Origin of the sequence: Arcicella rosea (assembly GCF_040543805.1) — a bacterium.
Classification (GTDB): domain Bacteria; phylum Bacteroidota; class Bacteroidia; order Cytophagales; family Spirosomataceae; genus Arcicella; species Arcicella rosea.
The window spans coordinates 641057-663429 of sequence record NZ_JBEUMS010000001.1 but is presented as its reverse complement, the minus strand read 5'-3'; the positions used below and the strand labels follow the sequence as shown (position 1 = coordinate 663429).

General features: G+C 35.1%; 20 protein-coding genes and 1 tRNA gene. 20 read left to right on the top strand and 1 reads right to left on the bottom strand.

The window, feature by feature from the left end; translation table 11 throughout:
• The first annotated feature begins 86 nt into the window (after window positions 1–86).
• The 18 genes from rpsA (at window position 87) to ABID42_RS02955 (ending at window position 19858) form a co-directional block, all read left to right on the top strand.
• Window positions 87–1904: a 30S ribosomal protein S1 gene (rpsA, locus tag ABID42_RS03040; protein ID WP_367282372.1), complete on the top strand. Its 1818-nt coding sequence runs from the start codon at window positions 87–89 to the stop codon at window positions 1902–1904.
• 214 nt (window positions 1905–2118) lie between these two features.
• Window positions 2119–2189, top strand: a tRNA-Cys gene (locus ABID42_RS03035).
• Between the two features lie 511 nt (window positions 2190–2700).
• Window positions 2701–3906, top strand: a complete 1206-nt coding sequence (locus ABID42_RS03030; protein ID WP_367282371.1) for a cytochrome c3 family protein — start codon at window positions 2701–2703, stop codon at window positions 3904–3906.
• 68 nt (window positions 3907–3974) lie between these two features.
• Window positions 3975–7055 (top strand): TAT-variant-translocated molybdopterin oxidoreductase, encoded by a 3081-nt coding sequence (locus ABID42_RS03025; protein WP_367282370.1) that lies wholly within the window; start codon window positions 3975–3977, stop codon window positions 7053–7055.
• Window positions 7056–7158: 103 nt separating this feature from the next.
• A complete protein-coding gene (gene nrfD, locus ABID42_RS03020) occupies window positions 7159–8568 on the top strand; it encodes an NrfD/PsrC family molybdoenzyme membrane anchor subunit (protein ID WP_184129429.1) in 1410 nt (469 codons plus the stop codon).
• Window positions 8569–8626: 58 nt separating this feature from the next.
• Window positions 8627–9151 carry a DUF3341 domain-containing protein gene (locus ABID42_RS03015; protein ID WP_184129433.1) on the top strand — a complete coding sequence of 175 codons (525 nt, stop codon included), beginning with the start codon at window positions 8627–8629 and terminating at the stop codon, window positions 9149–9151.
• A gap of 56 nt (window positions 9152–9207) precedes the next feature.
• Window positions 9208–9825 (top strand): c-type cytochrome, encoded by a 618-nt coding sequence (locus tag ABID42_RS03010; protein ID WP_367282369.1) that lies wholly within the window; start codon window positions 9208–9210, stop codon window positions 9823–9825.
• Window positions 9826–9907: 82 nt separating this feature from the next.
• Window positions 9908–11239, top strand: a complete 1332-nt coding sequence (locus ABID42_RS03005; protein WP_323257594.1) for a quinol:cytochrome C oxidoreductase — start codon at window positions 9908–9910, stop codon at window positions 11237–11239.
• A gap of 90 nt (window positions 11240–11329) precedes the next feature.
• Window positions 11330–12436, top strand: coding sequence for a cytochrome c oxidase subunit II (locus tag ABID42_RS03000; protein WP_367282368.1), 1107 nt, complete (start codon window positions 11330–11332; stop codon window positions 12434–12436).
• A gap of 35 nt (window positions 12437–12471) precedes the next feature.
• Window positions 12472–14355: a cytochrome c oxidase subunit I gene (locus ABID42_RS02995; RefSeq protein ID WP_323257590.1), complete on the top strand. Its 1884-nt coding sequence runs from the start codon at window positions 12472–12474 to the stop codon at window positions 14353–14355.
• Window positions 14356–14500: 145 nt separating this feature from the next.
• Window positions 14501–15466, top strand: coding sequence for a COX15/CtaA family protein (locus ABID42_RS02990; protein ID WP_367282367.1), 966 nt, complete (start codon window positions 14501–14503; stop codon window positions 15464–15466).
• Window positions 15467–15520: 54 nt separating this feature from the next.
• Window positions 15521–16408, top strand: a complete 888-nt coding sequence (gene cyoE / locus ABID42_RS02985; RefSeq protein WP_367282366.1) for a heme o synthase — start codon at window positions 15521–15523, stop codon at window positions 16406–16408.
• Window positions 16409–16438: 30 nt separating this feature from the next.
• Window positions 16439–17032: a cytochrome c oxidase subunit 3 gene (locus ABID42_RS02980; protein ID WP_367282365.1), complete on the top strand. Its 594-nt coding sequence runs from the start codon at window positions 16439–16441 to the stop codon at window positions 17030–17032.
• 53 nt (window positions 17033–17085) lie between these two features.
• Window positions 17086–17844 (top strand): cytochrome c oxidase subunit 3, encoded by a 759-nt coding sequence (locus ABID42_RS02975; RefSeq protein WP_323257582.1) that lies wholly within the window; start codon window positions 17086–17088, stop codon window positions 17842–17844.
• 27 nt (window positions 17845–17871) lie between these two features.
• Entirely contained in the window at window positions 17872–18189 is a 318-nt protein-coding gene (locus ABID42_RS02970; protein WP_323257580.1) for a cytochrome C oxidase subunit IV family protein, read from the top strand.
• A gap of 90 nt (window positions 18190–18279) precedes the next feature.
• Window positions 18280–19005 carry an SCO family protein gene (locus ABID42_RS02965; RefSeq protein ID WP_367282364.1) on the top strand — a complete coding sequence of 242 codons (726 nt, stop codon included), beginning with the start codon at window positions 18280–18282 and terminating at the stop codon, window positions 19003–19005.
• 20 nt (window positions 19006–19025) lie between these two features.
• Window positions 19026–19565, top strand: coding sequence for a DUF420 domain-containing protein (locus ABID42_RS02960; protein WP_367282363.1), 540 nt, complete (start codon window positions 19026–19028; stop codon window positions 19563–19565).
• 23 nt (window positions 19566–19588) lie between these two features.
• Window positions 19589–19858: a hypothetical protein gene (locus ABID42_RS02955; RefSeq protein ID WP_323257574.1), complete on the top strand. Its 270-nt coding sequence runs from the start codon at window positions 19589–19591 to the stop codon at window positions 19856–19858.
• 38 nt (window positions 19859–19896) lie between these two features.
• Here the strand turns inward: ABID42_RS02955 and murI are convergent, their stop codons facing one another.
• Window positions 19897–20703 (bottom strand): glutamate racemase, encoded by an 807-nt coding sequence (gene murI / locus ABID42_RS02950; protein WP_367282362.1) that lies wholly within the window; start codon window positions 20701–20703, stop codon window positions 19897–19899.
• Between the two features lie 209 nt (window positions 20704–20912).
• Between murI and ABID42_RS02945 the strand changes: the two genes are divergently transcribed.
• The gene (locus ABID42_RS02945) at window positions 20913–21458 is read left to right on the top strand and encodes an RNA polymerase sigma factor (RefSeq protein WP_323257570.1); all 546 of its coding nucleotides are present in this window, start codon (window positions 20913–20915) and stop codon (window positions 21456–21458) included.
• Between the two features lie 26 nt (window positions 21459–21484).
• Window positions 21485–22282 (top strand): hypothetical protein, encoded by a 798-nt coding sequence (locus ABID42_RS02940; RefSeq protein ID WP_367282361.1) that lies wholly within the window; start codon window positions 21485–21487, stop codon window positions 22280–22282.
• Window positions 22283–22373: the final 91 nt, after the last annotated feature.

The following is a 22373-nucleotide window of genomic DNA, read 5'->3' as shown; positions in this document are numbered from 1 at the left end:
GTAAAGTAACACTTTTAGGGAATTTCACTTAATTTCTTCGCCTTTTGCCCGTGGCGATGATGTATAAAGGGCTTTTAATCAAACACATGGCTAACCAATTAGCAGATTTCGACTGGGATTTAGTCGGCACAAAAGGTATCGGTGGAGGTTATTCTGCTGAGCAGAGAGCTCAAATGGAGGCTCTAATCGAGGAAACTTTAAATTTAGTTACTGAGAAACAAGTAGTAAAAGGAACAGTCGTAGGGATTACTGACCGTGAAATTATCTTGAATATTGGTTTCAAATCAGATGGTCTTGTACCAACCTCTGAATTCAGAGATATGCCTGATTTGAAAGTAGGTGATGTAGTAGATGTTTATGTAGAAAACCAAGAAGACAAATCAGGTCAATTGATTCTTTCTCGTAAACTAGCTAAAGTAATGACTGCTTGGAAAAATATCGAAGACGCTCTTGAACAAGATGTGGTTATCGATGGTTTCGTGAAACGTCGTACTAAAGGTGGTTTGATCGTGGATATCTATGGTGTAGAAGCATTCTTACCAGGTTCACAAATTGATGTGAAACCAATCCGTGATTTCGATATCTTTGTAGGTAAGAAAATGGAAGTGAAAGTGGTTAAAATCAACCACGCTAACGATAACGTAGTTGTATCTCATAAAGTATTAATCGAGAAAGACCTTGAGCAACAACGCCAGTCTATCTTGACTAACCTTGAAAAAGGACAAGTACTTGAAGGGGTAATCAAAAACATGACTAACTTCGGTGTGTTCATCGACTTAGGTGGTGTAGATGGTTTACTTCACATTACAGACATCTCGTGGGGTCGTATCAACCACCCACAAGAAATGCTTAAACTTGACCAAAAAATCCAAGTGGTTGTTTTGGACTTCGATGAAAACAAGAAACGTATTTCATTGGGTATGAAACAATTACAAGCTCACCCTTGGGATGCTTTAGCAGAAACAACTGAAGTTGGTTCTAAAGTAAAAGGTAAAGTTGTAAATGTTGCTGATTACGGAGCATTCTTAGAAATTACTCAAGGTGTTGAAGGTTTAATCCACGTTTCAGAAATGTCTTGGTCTCAGCACTTGCGTAACCCACAAGACTTCTTGAAAGTTGGTGATACTATCGAAGCAGTTGTGTTAACACTTGACCGTGCTGAACGCAAAATGTCTTTAGGTATCAAACAATTAACTGAAGATCCTTGGACTAAACAAGATTTGTTAGCTCGTTATGCTATCGGTTCTAAACACACTGGTACTGTTCGTAACTTAACAAACTTCGGTTTATTCCTTGAATTAGAAGAAGGTATTGATGGTTTAGTTCACGTATCTGACTTATCTTGGACTAAGAAAATCAAACATCCATCTGAATTCGTTAAAGTTGGCGAAAAATTAGATGTTATCGTTCTTGAACTAGATGCTGACAACCGTCGTTTAGCTTTAGGACATAAACAATTGGAAGAAAACCCTTGGGATACTTTCGAATCAATCTTCACTTTAGGTTCAGTACATAAATCTACTGTAGTTGCGAAGAATGATAAAGGAGCTACTTTAGAGTTACCTTACGGAATCGAAGGTTTTGCTCCATTGAAGCAATTAACGAAAGAAGATGGTTCAGTTGCTGAAGTAGGTGAACAATTAGACTTCAAAGTAATTGAATTCCAAAAAGAAGATCGTAAAATTGTTCTTTCTCACGTAAGAGTTTACAACGATGCTAAAGAAGAAGCAGTAGTTGAAGAGAAAAAGAAAACAGCTAAAGACGTTCAGAAATTAGCTGATAACACTGAAAAATCTACTTTAGGTGACTTAGATGCTCTTTCAGCACTGAAAGCTCAAATGGAAGATTCAGCTCGTGAAGAGGCAAAAAAGAAATTAGACAAAAAAGCAAACGCTGCTGAATAATCTAATTTTGTTATAATTTTAAAGCGTTCTGAGAATCATTGATTTTCAGAACGCTTTTTTTATGGATGTTTTCTTATGATATCAACCTTATTATAAGCATATTATGCTTTTTTATAAAATGATTTTGAATACCTTTTTCTGAAAGATTTAAGATAAATATCAAAGAGTCTTTTGTTTTTATATTTTTTGTATTAATTTTGCACTCCAATCAAATGGTCTTGTGGCCGAGTGGCTAGGCAGAGCTCTGCAAAAGCTTCCACAGCGGTTCGAATCCGCTCGAGACCTCAGATTTTAAAGCCTTTCAGCAATCGTTGAAAGGCTTTTTATTTTTCTGGCTTTTGATAAATATGAGCTTTGGGTATATTCTTAGTTTTCACATATCCAATTCACTTATATAAAATCAATCTAAATATTGTTTTTGTACTGCAAAAAATCAATTCTTTATTACCTTTATGAGCGGTTAATTTAGATGTAAGAGTGGTCTTGATATTGTACAAACGAATCAGTGTAAATTTCAATATAAGAAAGTGCCTAAATTATGGTGTTGCTTAGAAAGATTCTAAATTGGTGAGAGCGATACGAAATTTGCAAAAAATGCACATTAAATTAATTGGTTCATAAATAATCCAATTGTACTTTTGTGACCCGCAAAAGTGTCTATTTGATAATATTGCTAAAAAAATAAACTTGCGTCTCTTATTTCCTGAAAGAGTAATCAAGTTGAGAGAATTGAAAGAATTGAATTAAATCTTGTATTTTTATATAAATGTTCTGTTATAAAACGATTATGATAACCATGAAACGCTTGAAAATTGTTGCACTAACGGCAGTTTTAGGCTTCTTCGCCGCAACTGTGAATGTTAACGCACAAGACGTAGCCGAAGGGGAACAAATTTTCAAAAACAACTGTGCCGCTTGTCACAACACAAACGATGAGACCCTAGTTGGTCCTGGCTTAAAGGGAATTGGTGAAAGAAGACCCTTAGAATGGATTGTTAAATGGGTACACAACCCTCAGGCTGTAATTGCATCTGGCGACAAATATGCGAACGACCTTTTTAAGAAGTTCAATCAAGCCCAGATGACTCCTTATCCAAACTATTCTGAAGATCAAATCAAGAGTGTAATTGCTTACATTGATGCACAGGCAGCTCCAGTAGCTCCAGCAGCAGGAGAAGGTGGAGCAGTAGCAGCCGCTCCAGCGGAAGGTTCTTCAAATGGTGGAATGATGCAATATATTTTAGTTGCGTTATTGGGAGTAATGATTCTTGTTTTAGTTGCGTTATTATCAATTGTTTCTTCTCTTTCAAAATTAGCTTCTATAGACCCTAACTCAGACGAAGCTAAAGATGTTCCTTTCTTTCAGAAAATTGCTGAAAACGGAAAAAAGTTAGCAGGAAATAGTGCATTCAAAACTGGTGCTGCATTATTAATCACTCTTTTGATTGGTAAAGCAACTATTGATACTGCTTATGGTGTAGGTATTCACCAAGGATATGCTCCAGAGCAACCAATCCAATTCTCTCACAAATTGCATGCAGGACAGTACGAAATCAACTGTAACTACTGTCACACAGGTGTTTATAAAGGAAAAGGTGCAAACATTCCTTCTGCAAACATTTGTATGAACTGTCACAATACTATCAAACGTGAATCTCCAGAAATTCAAAAAATCTATCGTTCTTTAGAAAACGATGAGCCTATTCAATGGGTTAGAGTTCACAATTTGCCTGATTTAGCTTATTTTAACCACTCTCAACATACGAATGTTGGTGGTTTAGAATGTACTAATTGTCATGGTGAAATCAATAAAATGGAAGTTGTTGAACAACGTTCATCATTAACGATGGGTTGGTGTATCGACTGTCACAGAAAGACAGATGTTAACACAAAAGACAATGCTTACTACGACAAATTAGTAGAATTACATAATAAGGAAAACAAAGAACCTTTGAAAGTTCAAAATATTGGAGGTTTAGAGTGTTCAAAATGTCACTATTAATCAAAATGATTTTCAGTGTTGACATTTTAAGTTTATAATCAAGATATTTCGTTATACATATTAGATATATGGAAAATAATACAAAACGATATTGGAGAGGGCTTGAGGAATTGACCAATGAAGCAGAATTTGTAAAGTATGCTCATCGTGAATTTGGAGATGCCCCTACAACAGATGAAAAAGGTGAAGCTATTATTGATGGTACAAATACCAATCGCCGTGACTTTTTAAAAGTTTTAGGTTTTGGAGTATCAGCAGTTACTTTGGCAGCTTGTGAAGCGCCAGTAAAAAAGACTATCCCTTATTTGAACAAACCTGAAGATGTAGAACCAACAATTGCAAACTGGTACGCATCTACTTTTACTGATGGTGGTGACTATGCTTCAGTATTGGTTAAAACTCGTGAAGGTCGTCCAATCAAAATAGAAGTAAACCCTCAGTCATCTCTTACGAAAGGTATTTCTGCTCGTGTTCATGCTTCTGTATTGAGTCTTTATGATAATGAGAAATTAAAAGGAGCTTTAGTGGCAGGTGCACCGGCAGATTGGAAAGTAGCTGATAAAGAAATTATATCAGGACTTACTAAAATTGCTGCTAAAGGTGGGCAGATTAGAATTGTATCAAACACAATTTTATCACCAACTACTAAGAAAGTAATTGCAGAGTTTATTGCAAAATACCCTACAACACAATTAGTAACTTATGATGCTAACTCGTTGTCAGGTCTTGCGCAAGCGAACGGAGGTATTTTACCAAGTTTTGATTTTAGTAAAGCAAAAACAATTGTTTCTATCGGTGCTGATTTCTTAGGAACTTGGTTATCAGGAGATGAGTTTTCAGAACAATGGGCTAAAACTCGTAGAGTTAGCTCTGCTGAAGGTGGAAACAAAGAGATGTCTCGTCATTATCAGTTTGAGACTATCATGTCGATGACTGGTGCTAACTCAGATTATCGTGCAACTTATAAACCATCGCAAGAAGGTTTAGTGGTCGCTTCACTTTATAATGCAGTAGCTTCTAAACTTGGCGCTACAACGATTGCTACTTCAGCGGTAAAAGTTGATCATCTAGATAAAGCTGCTGCTGACTTAGTAGCAACTAAAGGTGCATCATTGGTAGTTTCTGGTTCTAATGACCCAGCAGTTCAATCAATTGTTGTTGCTATCAACAGTTTATTGGGCTCTTATGGAACTACGATTGATGCAGGTTCTCCTGTAAGTTATCGCTCAGGTTCAGATGTAGCAATGAATAGCTTTATTTCTGAAGCGAAAGCTGGTCAAATTGCTGCTGTAATCTTCTATAATGCTAATCCAGTTTATAATCACCCACGTGGAGCAGAATTAGCAGAGGCTTTACCAAAAATTGAATTAAGTATTTCAACTAACGACAGAGCAGACGAAACAGGTTCGCTTTGTAAATATAGCACTCCAGATTCTCACTACTTAGAATCTTGGAATGACTCAGAACCTAAAAAAGGTTACTTCTCATTCACTCAACCTACTATCTCAACAATTTTCAAGACTCGTCAAGCGCAATCAAGTTTCTTAACTTGGTCAGGTTTGAACGGTGACTATGCTACATATCTTGAAAATAGCTGGTTAGGTATTTTAGGTGGAAAAGTTGCTTGGTCTAAAGTATTGCACGACGGTATTTATGAGTTAGGTTCAACTGTATCTGCAGTAACACCAGCTGTAAATCTTGCTGAAGCTGCTACTTTAGTTGCTAAAAACTATAAAGCTACTTCTGATAAAATGGAATTAGCTATTTATGAAAAAGTAATTATGGGTTCTGGTTCTCAAGCTAACAACCCTTGGTTACAAGAATGTCCAGAGCCAGTATCTAAAGCATGTTGGGGCAATTATGCAACAGTATCTTTAGCAACGGCTAAAAAATTAGCGTTAGATCAAGAAGTAGAATTAGATACACTTGAAGTTGAAGTTTCAGTAAATGGTAAATCAGTTAAATTACCATTCATTGTTCAGCCAGGTCAGGCAAATGATACTGTAGCTATTGCTATCGGTTACGGACGTACTAAAGCTGGTAAATCTGCTGATGGTGTAGGTGTTAATGTTTATCCATTCGCTTCAGTTGTTAATGGAAATGTTGCTTATTTCAATGCAGGCGATGTTCAAGTAAAAGCAACTGGTGAAACTGCTAAAATTGCTCGTACACAAACTCACAATACAGTAATGGCTCGTGAGGCTGTTGTTCAAGAAACAGTATTAAGCGCTTACAAGAAAAATGTAGAAGCTGGTCGTTTCAAACCAGAAATTTCAACAGCAGAAGGTAAGAAAAGTGCATTAGACATTACATTATGGAATGGACACAAATATAATAATCACGCATGGGGTATGGTCATCGACCTTAACACATGTACTGGTTGTTCCGCTTGTGTGGTTTCTTGTAATGCTGAAAATAACATTGCAGTAGTTGGTCGTCAAGAAGTAATTAATCGTCGTGAAATGCACTGGATGCGTATCGACCGTTATTATTCTTCTGATGCTGATGTTGAAGATGTAAAAGGATTAGAATATGCTTCTGAAAATCCAGAAGTTGTGTTCCAACCAATGTTATGTCAACACTGTAATAATGCTCCTTGTGAAACTGTTTGTCCAGTATTGGCAACTACTCACTCTACAGAAGGACTTAACCAAATGACTTACAACCGTTGTATTGGTACACGTTACTGTGCTAACAACTGTCCATATAAAGTTCGTCGTTTCAACTGGTTCCGTTATTACCAAACAGACGAGTACGATTTCCACTTCAACAACGATTTAGGTCGTATGGTAATTAACCCAGACGTAACAGTTCGTTCACGTGGGGTTATGGAAAAATGCTCGATGTGTGTTCAACGTATCCAAGCTGGTAAATTAGAAGCGAAGAAAGAAAAGAGAAGACCAAAAGATGGAGAAATCCAAACTGCTTGTTCTCAGTCTTGTCCTACTAACGCTATTACTTTTGGAGATATGAATGATGAAACATCAGAAATCTCAAAATTATTAGCAGTAGAACACAAAGGCCGTGCATTTGGTGTAATCGAAGAAATTAACGTTAAGCCTAGTATTTCTTATTTAGTGAAAATTCGTAACAAGGATGAAGTAGCTAAAAAAGAAGAAGCTAAAGCTGAGCACAAAGAACACGCATAATATTGTCAGAATGATATTGAAGAGTAATATTTATGAATAGATTTTACTCTTCAATCATTTTTTTTGATCCATCACTGAAATTAAAACTATCAAATATTAAAATATGTCGCACGTAGTATCACCCATAAGAGAAACCCTCGTTTCAGGCGGTAAATCTTATCACGACGTTACAAATGATATTTGTAAGCAAGTAGAAGGGGCTCCAACAAAAGAATGGAAAATTGCTTTTGGAGTATCTCTCGTAGTTTTTGCTTACGGTGCTTATTGTCTATTCTGGACATGGTGGCAAGGAATCGGAGTCTGGGGCTTAAATAAAACAGTTGGCTGGGCTTGGGATATTACCAACTTCGTATGGTGGGTAGGTATTGGTCACGCTGGTACTTTGATTTCTGCCGTACTATTATTATTCCGTCAGAAATGGAGAACATCTATTAACCGTGCTGCGGAAGCAATGACAATCTTTGCTGTACTTTGTGCTGCATCATTTATCTTGGCTCACATGGGTCGTCCTTGGTTATTTCACTGGGCATTACCATTACCAAACACATTTGGTTCACTTTGGGTAAACTTCAACTCTCCATTGGTTTGGGACGTTTTCGCTATCTCAACTTACCTTTCAGTATCGTTAGTATTCTGGTATTTAGGTCTTGTACCTGACTTGGCTACTATTCGTGACAGAGCACAAACTAAAGCTTCAAAATTCTGGTACGGCTTATTCAGTTTAGGTTGGAATGGTTCAGCAAAAACTTGGGCACGTTATGAATACGTATCTTTAATTCTTGCAGGTATTTCAACACCACTTGTACTTTCTGTACACACGATTGTATCAATGGACTTTGCAACTTCTGTAATTCCAGGATGGCATACTACCATTTTCCCTCCATACTTCGTTGCTGGTGCGATTTTCTCAGGATTTGCAATGGTACAATCTTTATTATTAATTACTCGTGTAGTATTTAAATTAGAAGATTATATCACAATTGAGCACATCGAAATGATGAACATCATCATTACTGTTACAGGCTCAATCGTAGGTATTGCTTATTTAACAGAGTTCTTCATCGCTTGGTATTCAGGAGTAGAATACGAAAGCTACTGTTTCGTTAACCGTGCTACTGGTCCTTACTGGTGGGCATATTGGATGATGATGAGCTGTAACGTAATTTCTCCACAACTTTTCTGGTTCAAAAAATTACGTACAAGTATCCTTGTTTCATTCATCTTATCTGTGATTGTAAATATCGGTATGTGGTTCGAACGTTTTGTAATTATCGTTTCTTCATTGCACCGTGACTATATCCCTTCTTCATGGGCTATGTTCTCGCCAACAATGTATGATATTGGTGATTATATTTTCTCTTTCGGCTTATTCTTTACATTATTCTTCTTGTTTGCGAAATTCTTACCTGTAATCAATATGTTCGAGGTTAAGTCTGTAATGAAAGGTGTTTCAACAAACTATCCTTTCAAGAAAAAACAAGGTGGAGAAAAATCTAAAGAAAATGTTCACTAGTAATTAAGTTCAACATTTTACTAGTTACAAATCACAAAACAGAATAAAGATTCAAACAATGGATTCAACAGAAAGATATTTAGTCGGAGTATATGATGATGATGATGAAGTCTTACAAGCTGTAACAACAGTGAAGAAAAGCGGAATCAAAATCGAAGAAGTTTATACTCCATTCCCAATTCACGGATTAGATGTTGCAATTGGACATCCACGTACTCGTATTCCTATCGCAGCCTTTTTATTTGGTTGTTTAGGTTTAACATGTATTTTCTCTTTGATAAACTATACAATGGTTTTCGACTGGCCAATGATTATTGGTGGTAAAGACTTCTTTGCTTTGCCAGACTGGATTCCAGTTTCATTTGAAGGTACAGTATTGTTTACTGCCTTTGGTATGGTTGGTACTTTCTTGGTATCAAACAGCTTGTGGCCAGGTAAGAAACCAAGAACTTTCGATTTAAGAAGCACAGATGATAGATTTATTTTGACTGTCAATATGGCAAACAATAAAAAGTCAGAATCAGAAATCGAATCTATTTTGAAAGCAACAGGTGCAATCGAAGTGAACGTTAAGCAATTTTAGTTTATGTCACTTGAAATGATTTCTAGGTGATTGACGAAAAAAATATTTCTAAAATTATGTTTACTAACAAAACAAAAAGTCTTTTAGTAAGTGGAGTTATCGCATTATCGCTAACAGCTTGTAAGGACAAACATAACGATCCAGGGACTGAATTTGCTCCAAATATGTATCATTCGGTAGGATACGAGCCAATGTCACAGTCTGAAGGAGATACAAACCATATTAATCCTTACGGAATGAATATGCGTTTACCAGTAAAAGGAACTGTACCTCGTAGTAATTTTGGCAAAGCACAAAGTGATTCTGTGAATGCTAAATTACTTCAAATGGACTTAATTGCTCGAAACATTAAATCTGGAGATATGGCTTCTTCTGAAGCTTTATTGAGTAATCCTTTTGCTCCTACAGAAAAAAACCTTGAAGCTGGTAAAGAACAATACGAAAGATTCTGTCAGCATTGCCACGGTGAGGCTGGTAAAGGTGATGGTCTTGTAGGTAAAAAATATGCGGGTGTACCTGTATATTCATCTGATGCTTTGAAAGATGTAAATGACGGACATATTTATCATACAATTACGCATGGAAAAGGTAGAATGTGGGCACATGGTTCACAAATTTCTTCTGCTGACCGTTGGAAGATTGTATTGTATGTTCATGAATTGCAAAAGCAATAGTATTATTTGCGAAGGATTATTTCGGAGTTTCATGGCAAACTCTTTAAAAGTATAAAATCAAACTTACAAACTTTATAGTATAATGGCGGGACATTCACATTTTTCCCCAGCTAACGTCGAAGAATATTTTGAGTTCACGGCGGAGGGTCGCAAGAGAATCATTTATGCTTTTGTGGCTGGAGTTGTAGCTCTACTAGTTGGAATTTATTTGTTATCACGTGGTGAAGGGCACGAAGTAGTTCAAGCAGCTGCTGAACATGGTGCTGAGCACGGAGAACACCTTTCTGGCGGAGCGGTTTCTCATCATGGTGATTACGACTGGACGAACCGTATCTGGGCAAACCTTTGGTTGAACGGAGTATATTTTACAGGTATTGCTGTAATCGGTATGTTCTTCGTTTCAATTCAATACCTTGCTAAAGCTGGTTGGTCATCAGTAATTAAAAGAATTCCAGAAGCGTTTCCACGTTTCTTGATGGTAACTGGACCAGTTTTAATTTTAACATTCATTTTCAAAGGCGATGTTATTTTCCACTGGATGCACCATGGAATTACTGATCCTTCAAGCGAGCATTATGATAAAATCATTGCTGGAAAATCAGGATATTTAAATCAAGGATTTTTCTTAGGTAGAATGGTTGTATTTTTTGTGCTTTGGTTAGTTCTTTGGAACTGGATGCGTAAAAAATCTATTGATGAAGATTTGAACGGAGGCAGTGCTAATTTTTACGATATGGTGAAAATTGCTACAGGTTTTATTGTAGTAATGGGTATTTCAAGCTCAATGTCAGCTTGGGACTGGGTTATGTCTATCGACACTCACTGGTTCTCTACAATGTTCGGATGGTATATGTTCTCTTCATGGCATGTTACAGGCTTAGCTACTATTACTTTAACTGTATTGTTATTGAAAGACAAAGGCTATATGCAATATGTGAATTTTAGCCATTTACACGATTTAGGTAAATTCATGTTTGCTTTCTCTATCTTCTGGACTTACGTTTGGTTCGAACAATTTTTGTTGATTTACTATGCTAACTTCCCTGAAGAAACGATTTATTTCTTAGAGCGTTGGGAAGGTCATGACAAAATTTACAAGGCTACAGAAATATTAAACGTTGTGTTTAACTTCTTCTTCCCATTCTTAGTAATGATGACTCGTGATGCAAAAAGAACTGCAATTTTCTTAAAAATCTGTTGTGCTTTCATCATCGTTGGTCACTACTTAGACTTCTACCAAATGATTATGCCAGGAACACTTGGACCACACGGTGGATTCGGATTAGTAGAGTTTGGTATGGTTACAATTTTTGCTTCTGCTTTCATTTACATTGTATCAAATGAATTAACGAAAGCTTCTTTAGTAGCTAAAAACCATCCTTTCTTGGAAGAAGCTCTTCATCACGATATTTAATTTTATTGAAATAGAAAAAATGTTTTATCACAAAAAACATTTTTGATAAACATTTTATTAAGAATTTATAATTAAAATTTATTTACGAACATGACGTATTTAATAGGACTTTTGTCAGTAATATTCTTGATTTTGGCAATTATCATTGTCAGCAAGAGTATGGCTTTATCAAAAGGTATTCAGGGAACTGATACAGACTCTGATGTACCAGTTGACGGAGCTAATAATCTAAATGCAATTGGGTTCATTATATTCTTGGTTTTAGGTTCTATTGGTGCTGCATGGTCGTTTTTCCACGCAAGACCAGACTTTTTACCAGTAGCGGCATCAGAACATGGTGTTAAAACAGATAGTATGTTTTGGATTTCAATGGGAGTTATTACTTTCGCATTCTTTGTTACGAATGCACTTCTATTTGTTTTCCCTTTTATCTATCGTTATAAAAAAGGAAATATTGCAACTTTTTATCCAGTTAACCACAAGCTAGAACTTATCTGGACTGTAATCCCTGCTATTGTAATGGCAGTACTTGTATTTACAGGTTGGAGAACTTGGAGAGATATTACTTCACAAGCACCAGATAATGCTGTTGTGATTGAAGTGACAGGTCACCAATTCGGATGGTATGTTAGATATGCTGGAAATGATGACAATAAATTAGGAAATAATAACTATAAATTGATTGATAATACAAACAGTATAGGTATTGATTTTACTGATGAGAAATCATTCGATGATTTTACTGCTAACGAAATGCACATTCCAAAAGGAGTGCCTGTATTATTGAAAATCAAAGCTCAAGACGTATTACACTCTGTTTATTTACCTTACCAAAGGGTTAAAATGGATGCAGTACCAGGAATGCCAACTAAATTCTGGTTTGTTCCAACGATTTCAACAGATGAGATGCGTTATAAAACTGGTAATCCTGATTTTAATTATAAGTTAAACTGTACTGAAATTTGTGGTAGTGGTCACTTCGGTATGGCAATCACAGTTTTCGTTGATGAACCAGATGAGTATGCAGCTTGGTGTAAACAACAAAAGCCATTCTTAACTCAAAATCCTGATTACTTGGCTAAAGTTCCTGAAAAGTTCAAAGCAAAAGCTCAAAAATACATTGAAGCTCCTGCTGTTGAAGCAGACAGTACTACAGCAACAGAAACAGCTACAGCTGGAACGGCATCTTTACGTTAAACTACTTATTCAACAAGAATAAATTTTCATTAATTATGGCAACTGCGACACTAAACGCTACAGACGCTCATGCACACGAGCATGAACATGAGCATCACGAGTTAGGCTTTGTACAAAAATATATATTTTCAGAAGATCACAAAACGATTGCTAAGCAGTACTTAATTTCAGGTATTATCTGGGCATTTTTTGGTGGTGCGATGTCAATTATCTTCCGTTTGCAATTAGGTTTTCCTGATATGGATTTAACTTGGTTAAAGCCAGTGTTAGGTCAATGGATTGTTGATGGAAAACTAGAGAAAGAGTTTTATTTAGCACTTGTTACTATGCACGGAACCATCATGGTATTCTTTGTATTAACAGCAGGTTTATCAGGTACTTTCTCAAACTTTTTGATTCCTCTTCAAATTGGAGCAAGAGATATGGCTTCGGGCTTTATCAACATGTTATCATATTGGTTCTTCTTCTTAGCATCAATTATCATGTTTGCTTCATTGTTTACTGAAACAGGTCCAGCATCTGGCGGTTGGGTAATTTATCCACCACTAAGTGCATTACCACAAGCAATGCCTGGTTCTGGTTTAGGGATGACATTATGGTTGACAAGTATGACGTTCTTTATCGTTTCTCAGTTAATGGGCGGTATCAACTACATTTGTACAGTTATTAACCTTCGTACACGTGGAATGTCATTCACTAAATTACCTTTGACTATCTGGGCGTTTTTCTTTACAGCTATCTTAGGTCTTTTATCTTTCCCTGTATTATTATCGGCTGCTTTGTTATTGATTTTCGACCGTAGCTTTGGTACATCATTCTATTTGTCAGAAATCTATATCGGCGGTGAAGCTTTACCAAACGTAGGTGGTTCGGCTATTTTATACCAACACTTATTCTGGTTCTTGGGTCACCCTGAAGTATATATCGTATTACTTCCAGCTTTAGGTATCACTTCTGAAATTATTGCTACTAACTCTCGTAAACCAATCTTTGGTTACCGTGCGATGATTGGTTCAATGATGGGTATTACAATGCTTGCATTTATTGTATGGGCTCACCACATGTTCGTAACAGGTATGAATCCATTCTTAGGTTCAGTATTTATGTTCCTAACATTGATTATTGCAGTACCTTCAGCAGTAAAAGCATTTAACTATATTACAACACTTTGGAGAGGTAATATCATCTTTACTCCAGCGATGTTGTTCTCTATTGGTCTAGTATCATTGTTTATCTCAGGTGGTTTAACAGGTATTATTCTTGGTAACGCCGCTTTAGATATTAACTTACACGATACTTACTTTGTAGTTGCTCACTTCCACTTAGTAATGGGTGCTGCATCATTCTTCGGATTGATGGCTGGGGTTTATCACTGGTTCCCTAAAATGTTCGGAAAAATGATGAACAAAAACATGGGATACGCTCACTTCTGGGCAACTTTCATCGGTGTTTATTGCGTATTTTTCCCAATGCACTATGTAGGTTTAGCAGGTTTCCCACGTCGTTATTATTCATTTACTGCATTAGGTAATGGTAGAATGGAAGCTTTTGTTGATATGAACATGTTTATCTCAATAGCTGCTATTTTAACATTCACTGCGCAAGTGATATTTGTAATTAACTTTGTTTATTCTATCTTCAAAGGAAAAACAGCTCCACAAAACCCTTGGAACTCTACTACTTTGGAATGGACTACTCCAGTTGTTCCAGTACATGGTAACTGGGAAGGTGAAATTCCAGCAGTATATCGTTGGGCTTACGACTACAGTAAACCAGGTTCAGCAGTAGATTTCATTCCACAGAACGTTCCATATTCAGCAACACCTGAATCTAACTTACCAGAGGAGAATGAGGAGATTGCACATGAAAAGGATATTGAAGATTTATTAGATATTCAAAATTCATCTTATAGTCACTAAGATGTTAAAAAACCTCTAAGATTGAGAATGTGTTAATTTAGGTTATCTTAAATTAACATATTCTCAATTTTTCTTTTTAGAAGATTCATTTAGTTCGATTTCGCATTAAATGAATTGAGTTTATCAATGTTTAAATATTCTAATAATGCTTTTTAGGAAATTAGGAATATTAACAATCATTACGATTTATCTATTAGTATTGGCTGGTGGAATTGTTAGGAGTACTAGTTCAGGAATGGGTTGTCCAGATTGGCCAAAATGCTTTGGCATGCTAATTCCACCAACTGATGTAAGCCAACTTCCGCATAATTACCAAGAAATTTATGCAGAAAAATTGCATGGAGAAGTAGAATTTAATGCAACAAAAACATGGATAGAGTACGCAAATAGATTACTGGGTGCTTTTACTGGGATTGTTGTATTTGCGACCTTTATAGCTTCTATTTTCTATTACTTCAAGAAAGATAGAGTAATCGTATATTTATCATTTCTAGGCGTTATTTTAATAGGTGCGAATGGAGTATTAGGGAAATATGTAGTCGATTCTTTTTTGAAGCCTGGTGTTGTAACACTGCACATGTTGTTAGCCGTACTGGTTGTATTTGTATTACTTTATGCCATTGCTAGGGCTTGGTCTGAAGTAATTTCAGTTGAAACAATTAGCCAAAAATCAACTTTAAATTTGGTTCTGGTTTTAACATTGGTACTTTCTACTTCGCAAGTATTATTAGGTACACAAGTAAGAGAAGCAATTGATAGAGTAGTGGCTAATCCCTTATTCGGATATAATAGAAATACTTGGATAGAACAAATGGGATTGCCGTTTTTGATTCATCGTTCGTATTCGTTGGTAATACTTGCTCTACATGTATATTTAATTTGGCTTCTGAAAAAGAATATCCAAAGAGAAGGTTTGACATATAAATTTATGGTAGCACTTTTAGCAATTGTTATCATAGAAATTATTTCAGGAATAATAATGGCTTACTTTGGTGTGCCAGCATATATTCAACCAATTCATTTAACGCTTGCTATTTTGTCGTTAGGAATACAGTTTATCGTTTATCTGTTAATAAATGCTGAACGTGTATTTAAGGCAAGTAAAAGCTAGTTTTTAGCAAAGTAATTTTAGAATAAAATGAATATTTGATATTCATAAAGTGTAATGATCTCAAAAGAAGAAAACATTCCTATCGGAATAGCTTTAAAAGTGAAAGCATATTACGAATTATTGAAATTTAGATTATCAGCGCTAGTTGCATTTTCTGGTGCATTTGGTTATTCGTTAGCTGTAGATCATATCGATTGGGAAAAAATAATTTATATTAGTTTAGGCGGTTTTTTTATTACTGGTGCAGCAAATATCGTGAACCAGATTAAAGAAAAAGAACTAGATAAACTAATGAAAAGAACACAGAACAGGCCATTACCTACTGGACGATTGTCGGTAAATGAAGCGACTGTATTCTGTATTATTTTGTTAATTATCTCATCATATATTCTATTTATTGAGTTTAATTATAAGGCTGGCTTACTCGGATTATTAAGTTTTTTACTCTATGGGTTTGTATATACACCATTGAAACGAGTAGGGCCAATTTCAGTTTTTGTAGGTGCTTTTCCCGGTGCTTTCCCTCCGATGATTGGTTGGGTTGCAGCCACAAATCATTTTGGATTAGAACCCGGAATTTTATTTGCAATTCAGTTTTTTTGGCAATTCCCACATTTTTGGGCTATTGCATGGGTTGCGGATGAAGATTATCAAAGAGCAGGCTTTAAAATGTTACCCAATAATGGTCACAAAGATTTAAGAACTGCTTTGACAATGATGATGTACACCATCTTTTTGGTTCCATGTGGTTTTGTGCCTTATTTGTTACACATGACAGGTATAAACTCTGCAATGGTAGCCGTTTTGTGTGGAGTATTGTTTTTATCACAGACATTTTATTTAATGTCGAAACCAACTGATAAAGCAGCCTTGATGATGATGTTTGGGTCGTTTATATATTTGCCAATCGTGCAAATAGCTTTTTTGATGGACAAGGTATAATTTTGATTTAGAATTGACAGTTAACAAATAATGACACAAGAACATTTAGCCAATATAAAGCTAGGAGAGCCTGAAGAAACGCTCTCGATGAACCCAAAGAAGTTTATGCTTTGGTTAGCAATCGTATCAATAACCATGATGTTTGCAGGATGGACTTCAGGTTATTTAGTAAGAAAAGCAGAAGGTAGATGGCACGAGTTTGAATTGCCTCAAATCTTTTGGTATTCAACAATTATATTGTTTGTAAGTAGTATTTCAATGATTTTCGCAGTGAGAGCTGCAAAAAAAAATAAATTCAGTACACTCAAAACAGCAATTTCTATTACTTTTGTGTTCGGGTTGGTGTTTTTAATCACTCAAGTAATTGGTTTCTCTGATTTAATTGAGAATCAATTATACTTCGCTGGAAGTGATGTTGCCGCTTCTTGGATTTATGTATTAGTAGGTTTACATGGCTTACACGTATTTTCAGGATTAGTAGTTTTATTGGTTTCTTTGGTTTCATCGTTTAAGTTTACGACCGAATCTAAAAACCTTACTAGAATCCAATTATGCGCTACTTATTGGCACTTTTTGGATATACTCTGGTTGTATTTATTCTTTTTCTTGTATTTTAATCGTTAATCTGTTTAAATTAGCGAACTTTTAAATAATTAATAAACCCCAAATTATAAAAGATGTCTGCATTACACGCTGCTACTGCCGTTCCTGAAAAATTGACATGGTCGGGTGGTTCAGAGCCTTTGAAAGCTAGTTACGGAAAACTAATGATGTGGTTTTTCTTACTTTCAGATACGTTCACTTTCTCAGCCTTATTGGTAACTTACGGTATGATTCGCTTTAGCCAGCAAGCATACACTGGTGCTCATGAAAAGTTTTTCTTCTCTACTACGCACTGGCCAATCCCTGACAAAGTATTCGAAGCTGTTCCATTTTTACATGGTGTTGAGGCTCCATTAGTTTTTGTTGGAATCATGACATTTATTTTGATTTTCAGTTCTGTTACTATGGTATTGGCTGTTGAAGCTGGTCATCGTGGCGACCGTGCTGATGTTGAAAAATGGATGCTTTGGACAATTGTAGGAGGTTTTACTTTCTTAGGTTCTCAAGCTTGGGAATGGACTCACTTCATTCATGGTCCTGCTGATTTAGCTTTAGCTGCTAAAGACGCATTGGGTAATCCTATTGAAGGTGCAAATTTGACTCGTAATCCTTACGGTCCTCCAGCATTTGCAGATTTATTCTTCTTTATTACAGGTTTCCACGGAACTCACGTATTCTCAGGTGTTATCTTAAATATCTTGATTTTCTTTAACACAGCTACAGGCTTGTACGAGCGTCGTGGTCACTACGAAATGGTAGAGAAAGTAGGTCTTTACTGGCACTTTGTAGATTTAGTTTGGGTGTTTGTATTTACATTCTTCTATCTTGTATAATTCGATAACTGTTAATCTAAAAATATAATGGCATCACATAATCATTCATCACATGTTGATGAAAAAGTAATTCCACCAGCACAAACGGCGGCTATCTGGAAAACGTTTTGGATTCTTTTAGTCCTTACAGCGATAGAATTCGTTATTGCATTTACTTTACCAGCTAACCATTTTAGAGTTGCTATCTTCGTTATAATGACAATTGTTAAAGCATTTTTCATCGTAGGAGAATTTATGCACTTGAAACATGAAGTGAAAACGCTTATCTGGTCTGTATTAATACCAACAGTGTTTGTAGTTTGGTTATTGATTGCTTTGATGTACGAAGGCGGTCACCTTTACTGATATAATTTGTGGATAATTACTTCTTGGTAATTATCCACAAATGTTTTAGTAGCGATACTAAAACATTAAGATTGATTAAAGAAAACAATCATGCAAAAGTCTCAAAAAGCTGGAATCCTAATCGCTGCGTTAGTTGTTCCAGCTTTAATTTTTTTATATTTAAAGGGTTTTGGTGAAAACCATTATGAATTACCCTACATGATTCCATTGACAGATTCTACAACTGGAAATGTGATGTTGAAGAAAAATCCAAATCCAAGATGGAATCAACCTGAAATGGATACCGTTTTTCATACTATTCCTAACTGGGAATTGATAGATGAAAATGGGAGTGAGTTTTCGAGCAGTACATTGAAAGGAAAAATTTATGTAACAGATTTTTTCTTTACAAGATGTACTTCTATTTGTCCAAAGATGTCAACGCAACTTACAAGAGTACAAGATACTTTTTCAGAAAATGAAGAAGTAAATTTTGTTTCTATCTCTGTTGACCCTTCTCATGATGACGCTCAACAATTGAAAAAATATGCCAAAGAATACGACGCTAAAAGTGGAAAATGGCATTTTTTGACTGGTGAAAAAAAAGTGATTTATCCCTTGGCTGTGAAAGGATATTACATTCCAGTAGCAGATGCTTCAGAGTATGATAAAGCAATTAAAATTCCAGACGAAACATTTATCCATTCTGAAAAGTTAATACTTGTAGATAAGGAAGGACACATCAGAGGTTTTTATGATGGAACTGACAAAAAGGATGTTGATAGATTAATCCTTGAAATGAGAGTACTCTTGAAAATATATCAAACCAATAGTTGATTTAGAAAACGGAAAGAAAAATGGCTTCATTAGTGGTAGAGAAAAACGAAAAAAATGAAAAGCTAGTTAATGTTTTGTCAATTGCAATTCCTTTAGCAGTAGCAGTACTGATAGGAGTTCGTACAAAAATTGATTTAGGAGCTTGGACAAAAATATTACCTCATGTAATTGGTGTACTTAATACAACCACTTCAATTACATTAATTATTGGCTACATTTTTATTAAAAATAATAATATTAAATGGCACCAAAAAATGATGAGTTTGTCGTTCATTCAAGGTTCATTGTTTTTAGTTTTATATATATTGTACCATATTTCTAATCCTTCTACTCCTTTTAAAGGCGAAGGAGCTATAAGAGCAGTATATTATTTTTTCTTACTTTCGCACATTGGTTTATCCATTAGTGTGGTATGGTTTGTCCTTAGATCAATGTATTATGCTTTGAGTAATCAAATTGATTTACATAAAAAAATTGTAAAATTTACTTTCCCAATGTGGTTATATGTTTCGGTAACAGGTGTAATTGTTTACTTGATGATTTCTCCATATTATAAGTAATCGTTTTCCCCCATAAAGGATTTATGAAAAAACTCATTTTAACTTCCCTTATATTTTTGCTTTCGCTGTCGATGAGCTTTGCACAATGTGCTATGTGCCGAATGACGGTAGAGAGTACGGTTTCGAATGGTAGAAGCCAAATTGCATCAAACTTGAACTTTGCTATTTTGTATTTATTAGTTACACCATACTTGATTGTAGCAGTTGTTGGATATTTGTGGTGGAAGAGTTCAAAAAAGAGTATGTCGCCTCAAACAATTTTGAGACAACGTTTAAGAAAAGCTTTCAGTTAATAAAAATGGTTTCAGAACACATTCTGAAACCATTTTTATTATTCCCAAAGTGGATAATATTCTAGCCGAATTTGTTCGCCAAAAAAGATTTTTGTTGATGTTTCAAATGATTGTGTATAGTCTGAAACATAAAAATGTTTGATATGCGCATTTAAAGCATTCAAAGCATTATTTTCAGACAGAAACTCCTTAACAGACTTTGCTACGATTTCAGAAGTATCCAAAACTGTTACAGAATCTTTGTAATAATTTTCTATTTGCTTTTTGATTAATGGATAATGTGTACAACCTAAAATAAGCGCTTCTATATCTTTCAATTCTTCATTTTTTAAGTATTCTTGAATAATACTTTCAGAAATATTATGGTTAAAAAAACCTTCTTCAATCATCGGAGCGAGTAATGGTGTTGCCAATGACTTTAAAGTAATATCTTTTTCTAAAGCATCTGTTTTTTTACGATAAATATTAGAGTTTACGGTTTGCTTTGTACCAATCAAGCCAATTGTTTTACCTGCATAGTTTTCTGAAATATAATTAACCACTGGGTCAATTACATTCATTACTTTGGCTTTGCTACCTACATATTCTTTTACCAATTCATAAGCAGCAGCCGAGGCTGAATTACAGGCAATCAAAATGATTTTACATTTTTGTTGCAATAAAACATTACAAATTTTGATAGAATATGCTTGAATCGCTGCCGCAGATTTATCACCATAAGGCAAGTGTGCAGTATCGCCAAAGTAAATAATATTTTCGTTTGGAAGTAGTTTTGTTACTGCATGAGCAACTGTTAAGCCACCAATACCGCTATCAAAAATGCCAATTGCTGCAGATGAATTCATATAAAAATGATTAGAATGGGAAATTTCGTATGAATTTGACCTTCTTTAAAATTGTTCTTTAGAAAGAAAAATCAATTATTGTTTACAAATTTGAATATTCAATATTTATCGTGCAACCTTTCATTAGTATATTTCATCTTGAAAGTAATTAAGTTAACAAATTGCTCTGAACCCCAGATTTATAAAAAGCTAAACCAGAACTTTATACCGTGAAACTGATTACTTTATTTCAAACTGAAGAGGCATTAGTAAAAGCTTGTCAGAAAGGCGATCCAAAAGCCCAACGAAGAGTTTACGAGAAGTATTCCCCAAAAATGTTGGGGATATGTTTTAGGTATGTGCACGATGAATTTGAAGCGGAAGAAGTAATGATTGAAGGTTTTGTAAAAGTATTCGACAAGATTAATAGTTTTAAATTGGAAGGAAGTTTTGAAGGATGGATTCGTCGGATTATGGTTAATGAATCGTTGATGTATCTGAGAAGTAACAAGAAAACACAATTTGAAGTAAGCTATGATCAAATTCTTTACGAACCAGAACCCGAACAATTCAGAACAGACCTTGAAACAAAAGATTTACTTAAATTAATAGAGAAACTTCCTACAGGCTATCGAACAGTATTTAATTTATATGCCATCGAAGGATATTCTCATGCAGAAATTGCCGACCAATTAGGAATAACTGAGAGTACATCGAAATCTCAATTATCAAGAGCAAGAGTAATTTTACAAAATGCAGTCGTTCAAATGATTTAACTCGATTTTGATTAATCGAAAAATATATGAAAAACCAAGAAAATATTGATAAGTTTTTTGCCGAAAAGCTACAGCAATACGAGCGTCAACCACGTGCTGCTGCATGGGAAAAACTACAAACAAGATTAGAAAAGCAAGAAAGTAAAGTAATACCGCTTTGGTGGAAATTTGCTTCTGCTGCTTCTGTTGCTTTACTATTAGCCTCAGGAGTCTATTGGTTGAATACTTCTGAAAATACTGTGGATGATAAATTTGCTTCTGTAGAAAAAAGTAACCCAAAAGTAAAAACAGAAAAGAATTTTGCGGAAGTAATAAAATCTTCTGAAGAAAAAGAAAGTCTAGCAAGTCTTCAAGATAATGAGAAGATTACAGTGGAAATCGCAGCAGGCAAACGCAATGAGAAGGTGATTGTGCCTAAGCATAAAAAAACTAAGTTTGAAAAAGCACTGACAAATAGTAATGAAGAAGTGATTTTAAGTAAAAATATTACTCTTCAACCTATTTCAAAACCTAGTCTTGAAACCAATACGATTGTGTTAGTTGTAGAAAATACTCAAAAACCAATTGTAAAACCTGAGAAAGAGACAATCGTTCTGAATTTAATAGAAACACAATCAGAAACTGTTGCAGAAGCCACGGTTCTTGATGAAAGTGCTAATAGAAAACAAAGCAAATTCAATAAAATTTGGCAACAATTGAAAAGAGCTAAAAATGGTGAAAATGTGGACTGGAAAGAAGTAGGCTTTAAACCACAAAAGTTATTAGCTAGAGCAGATGCCAAAATAGAAAATGCTTTGACAAACGGAGAAGAAACAGAAAAATAAATAAAATTGATGCAACCAAAGATTAACCATTTGCATCTTAAAATGTAAACAACGAGTTTTTAGATTAACTACTAATTTAATTCAAAACCAA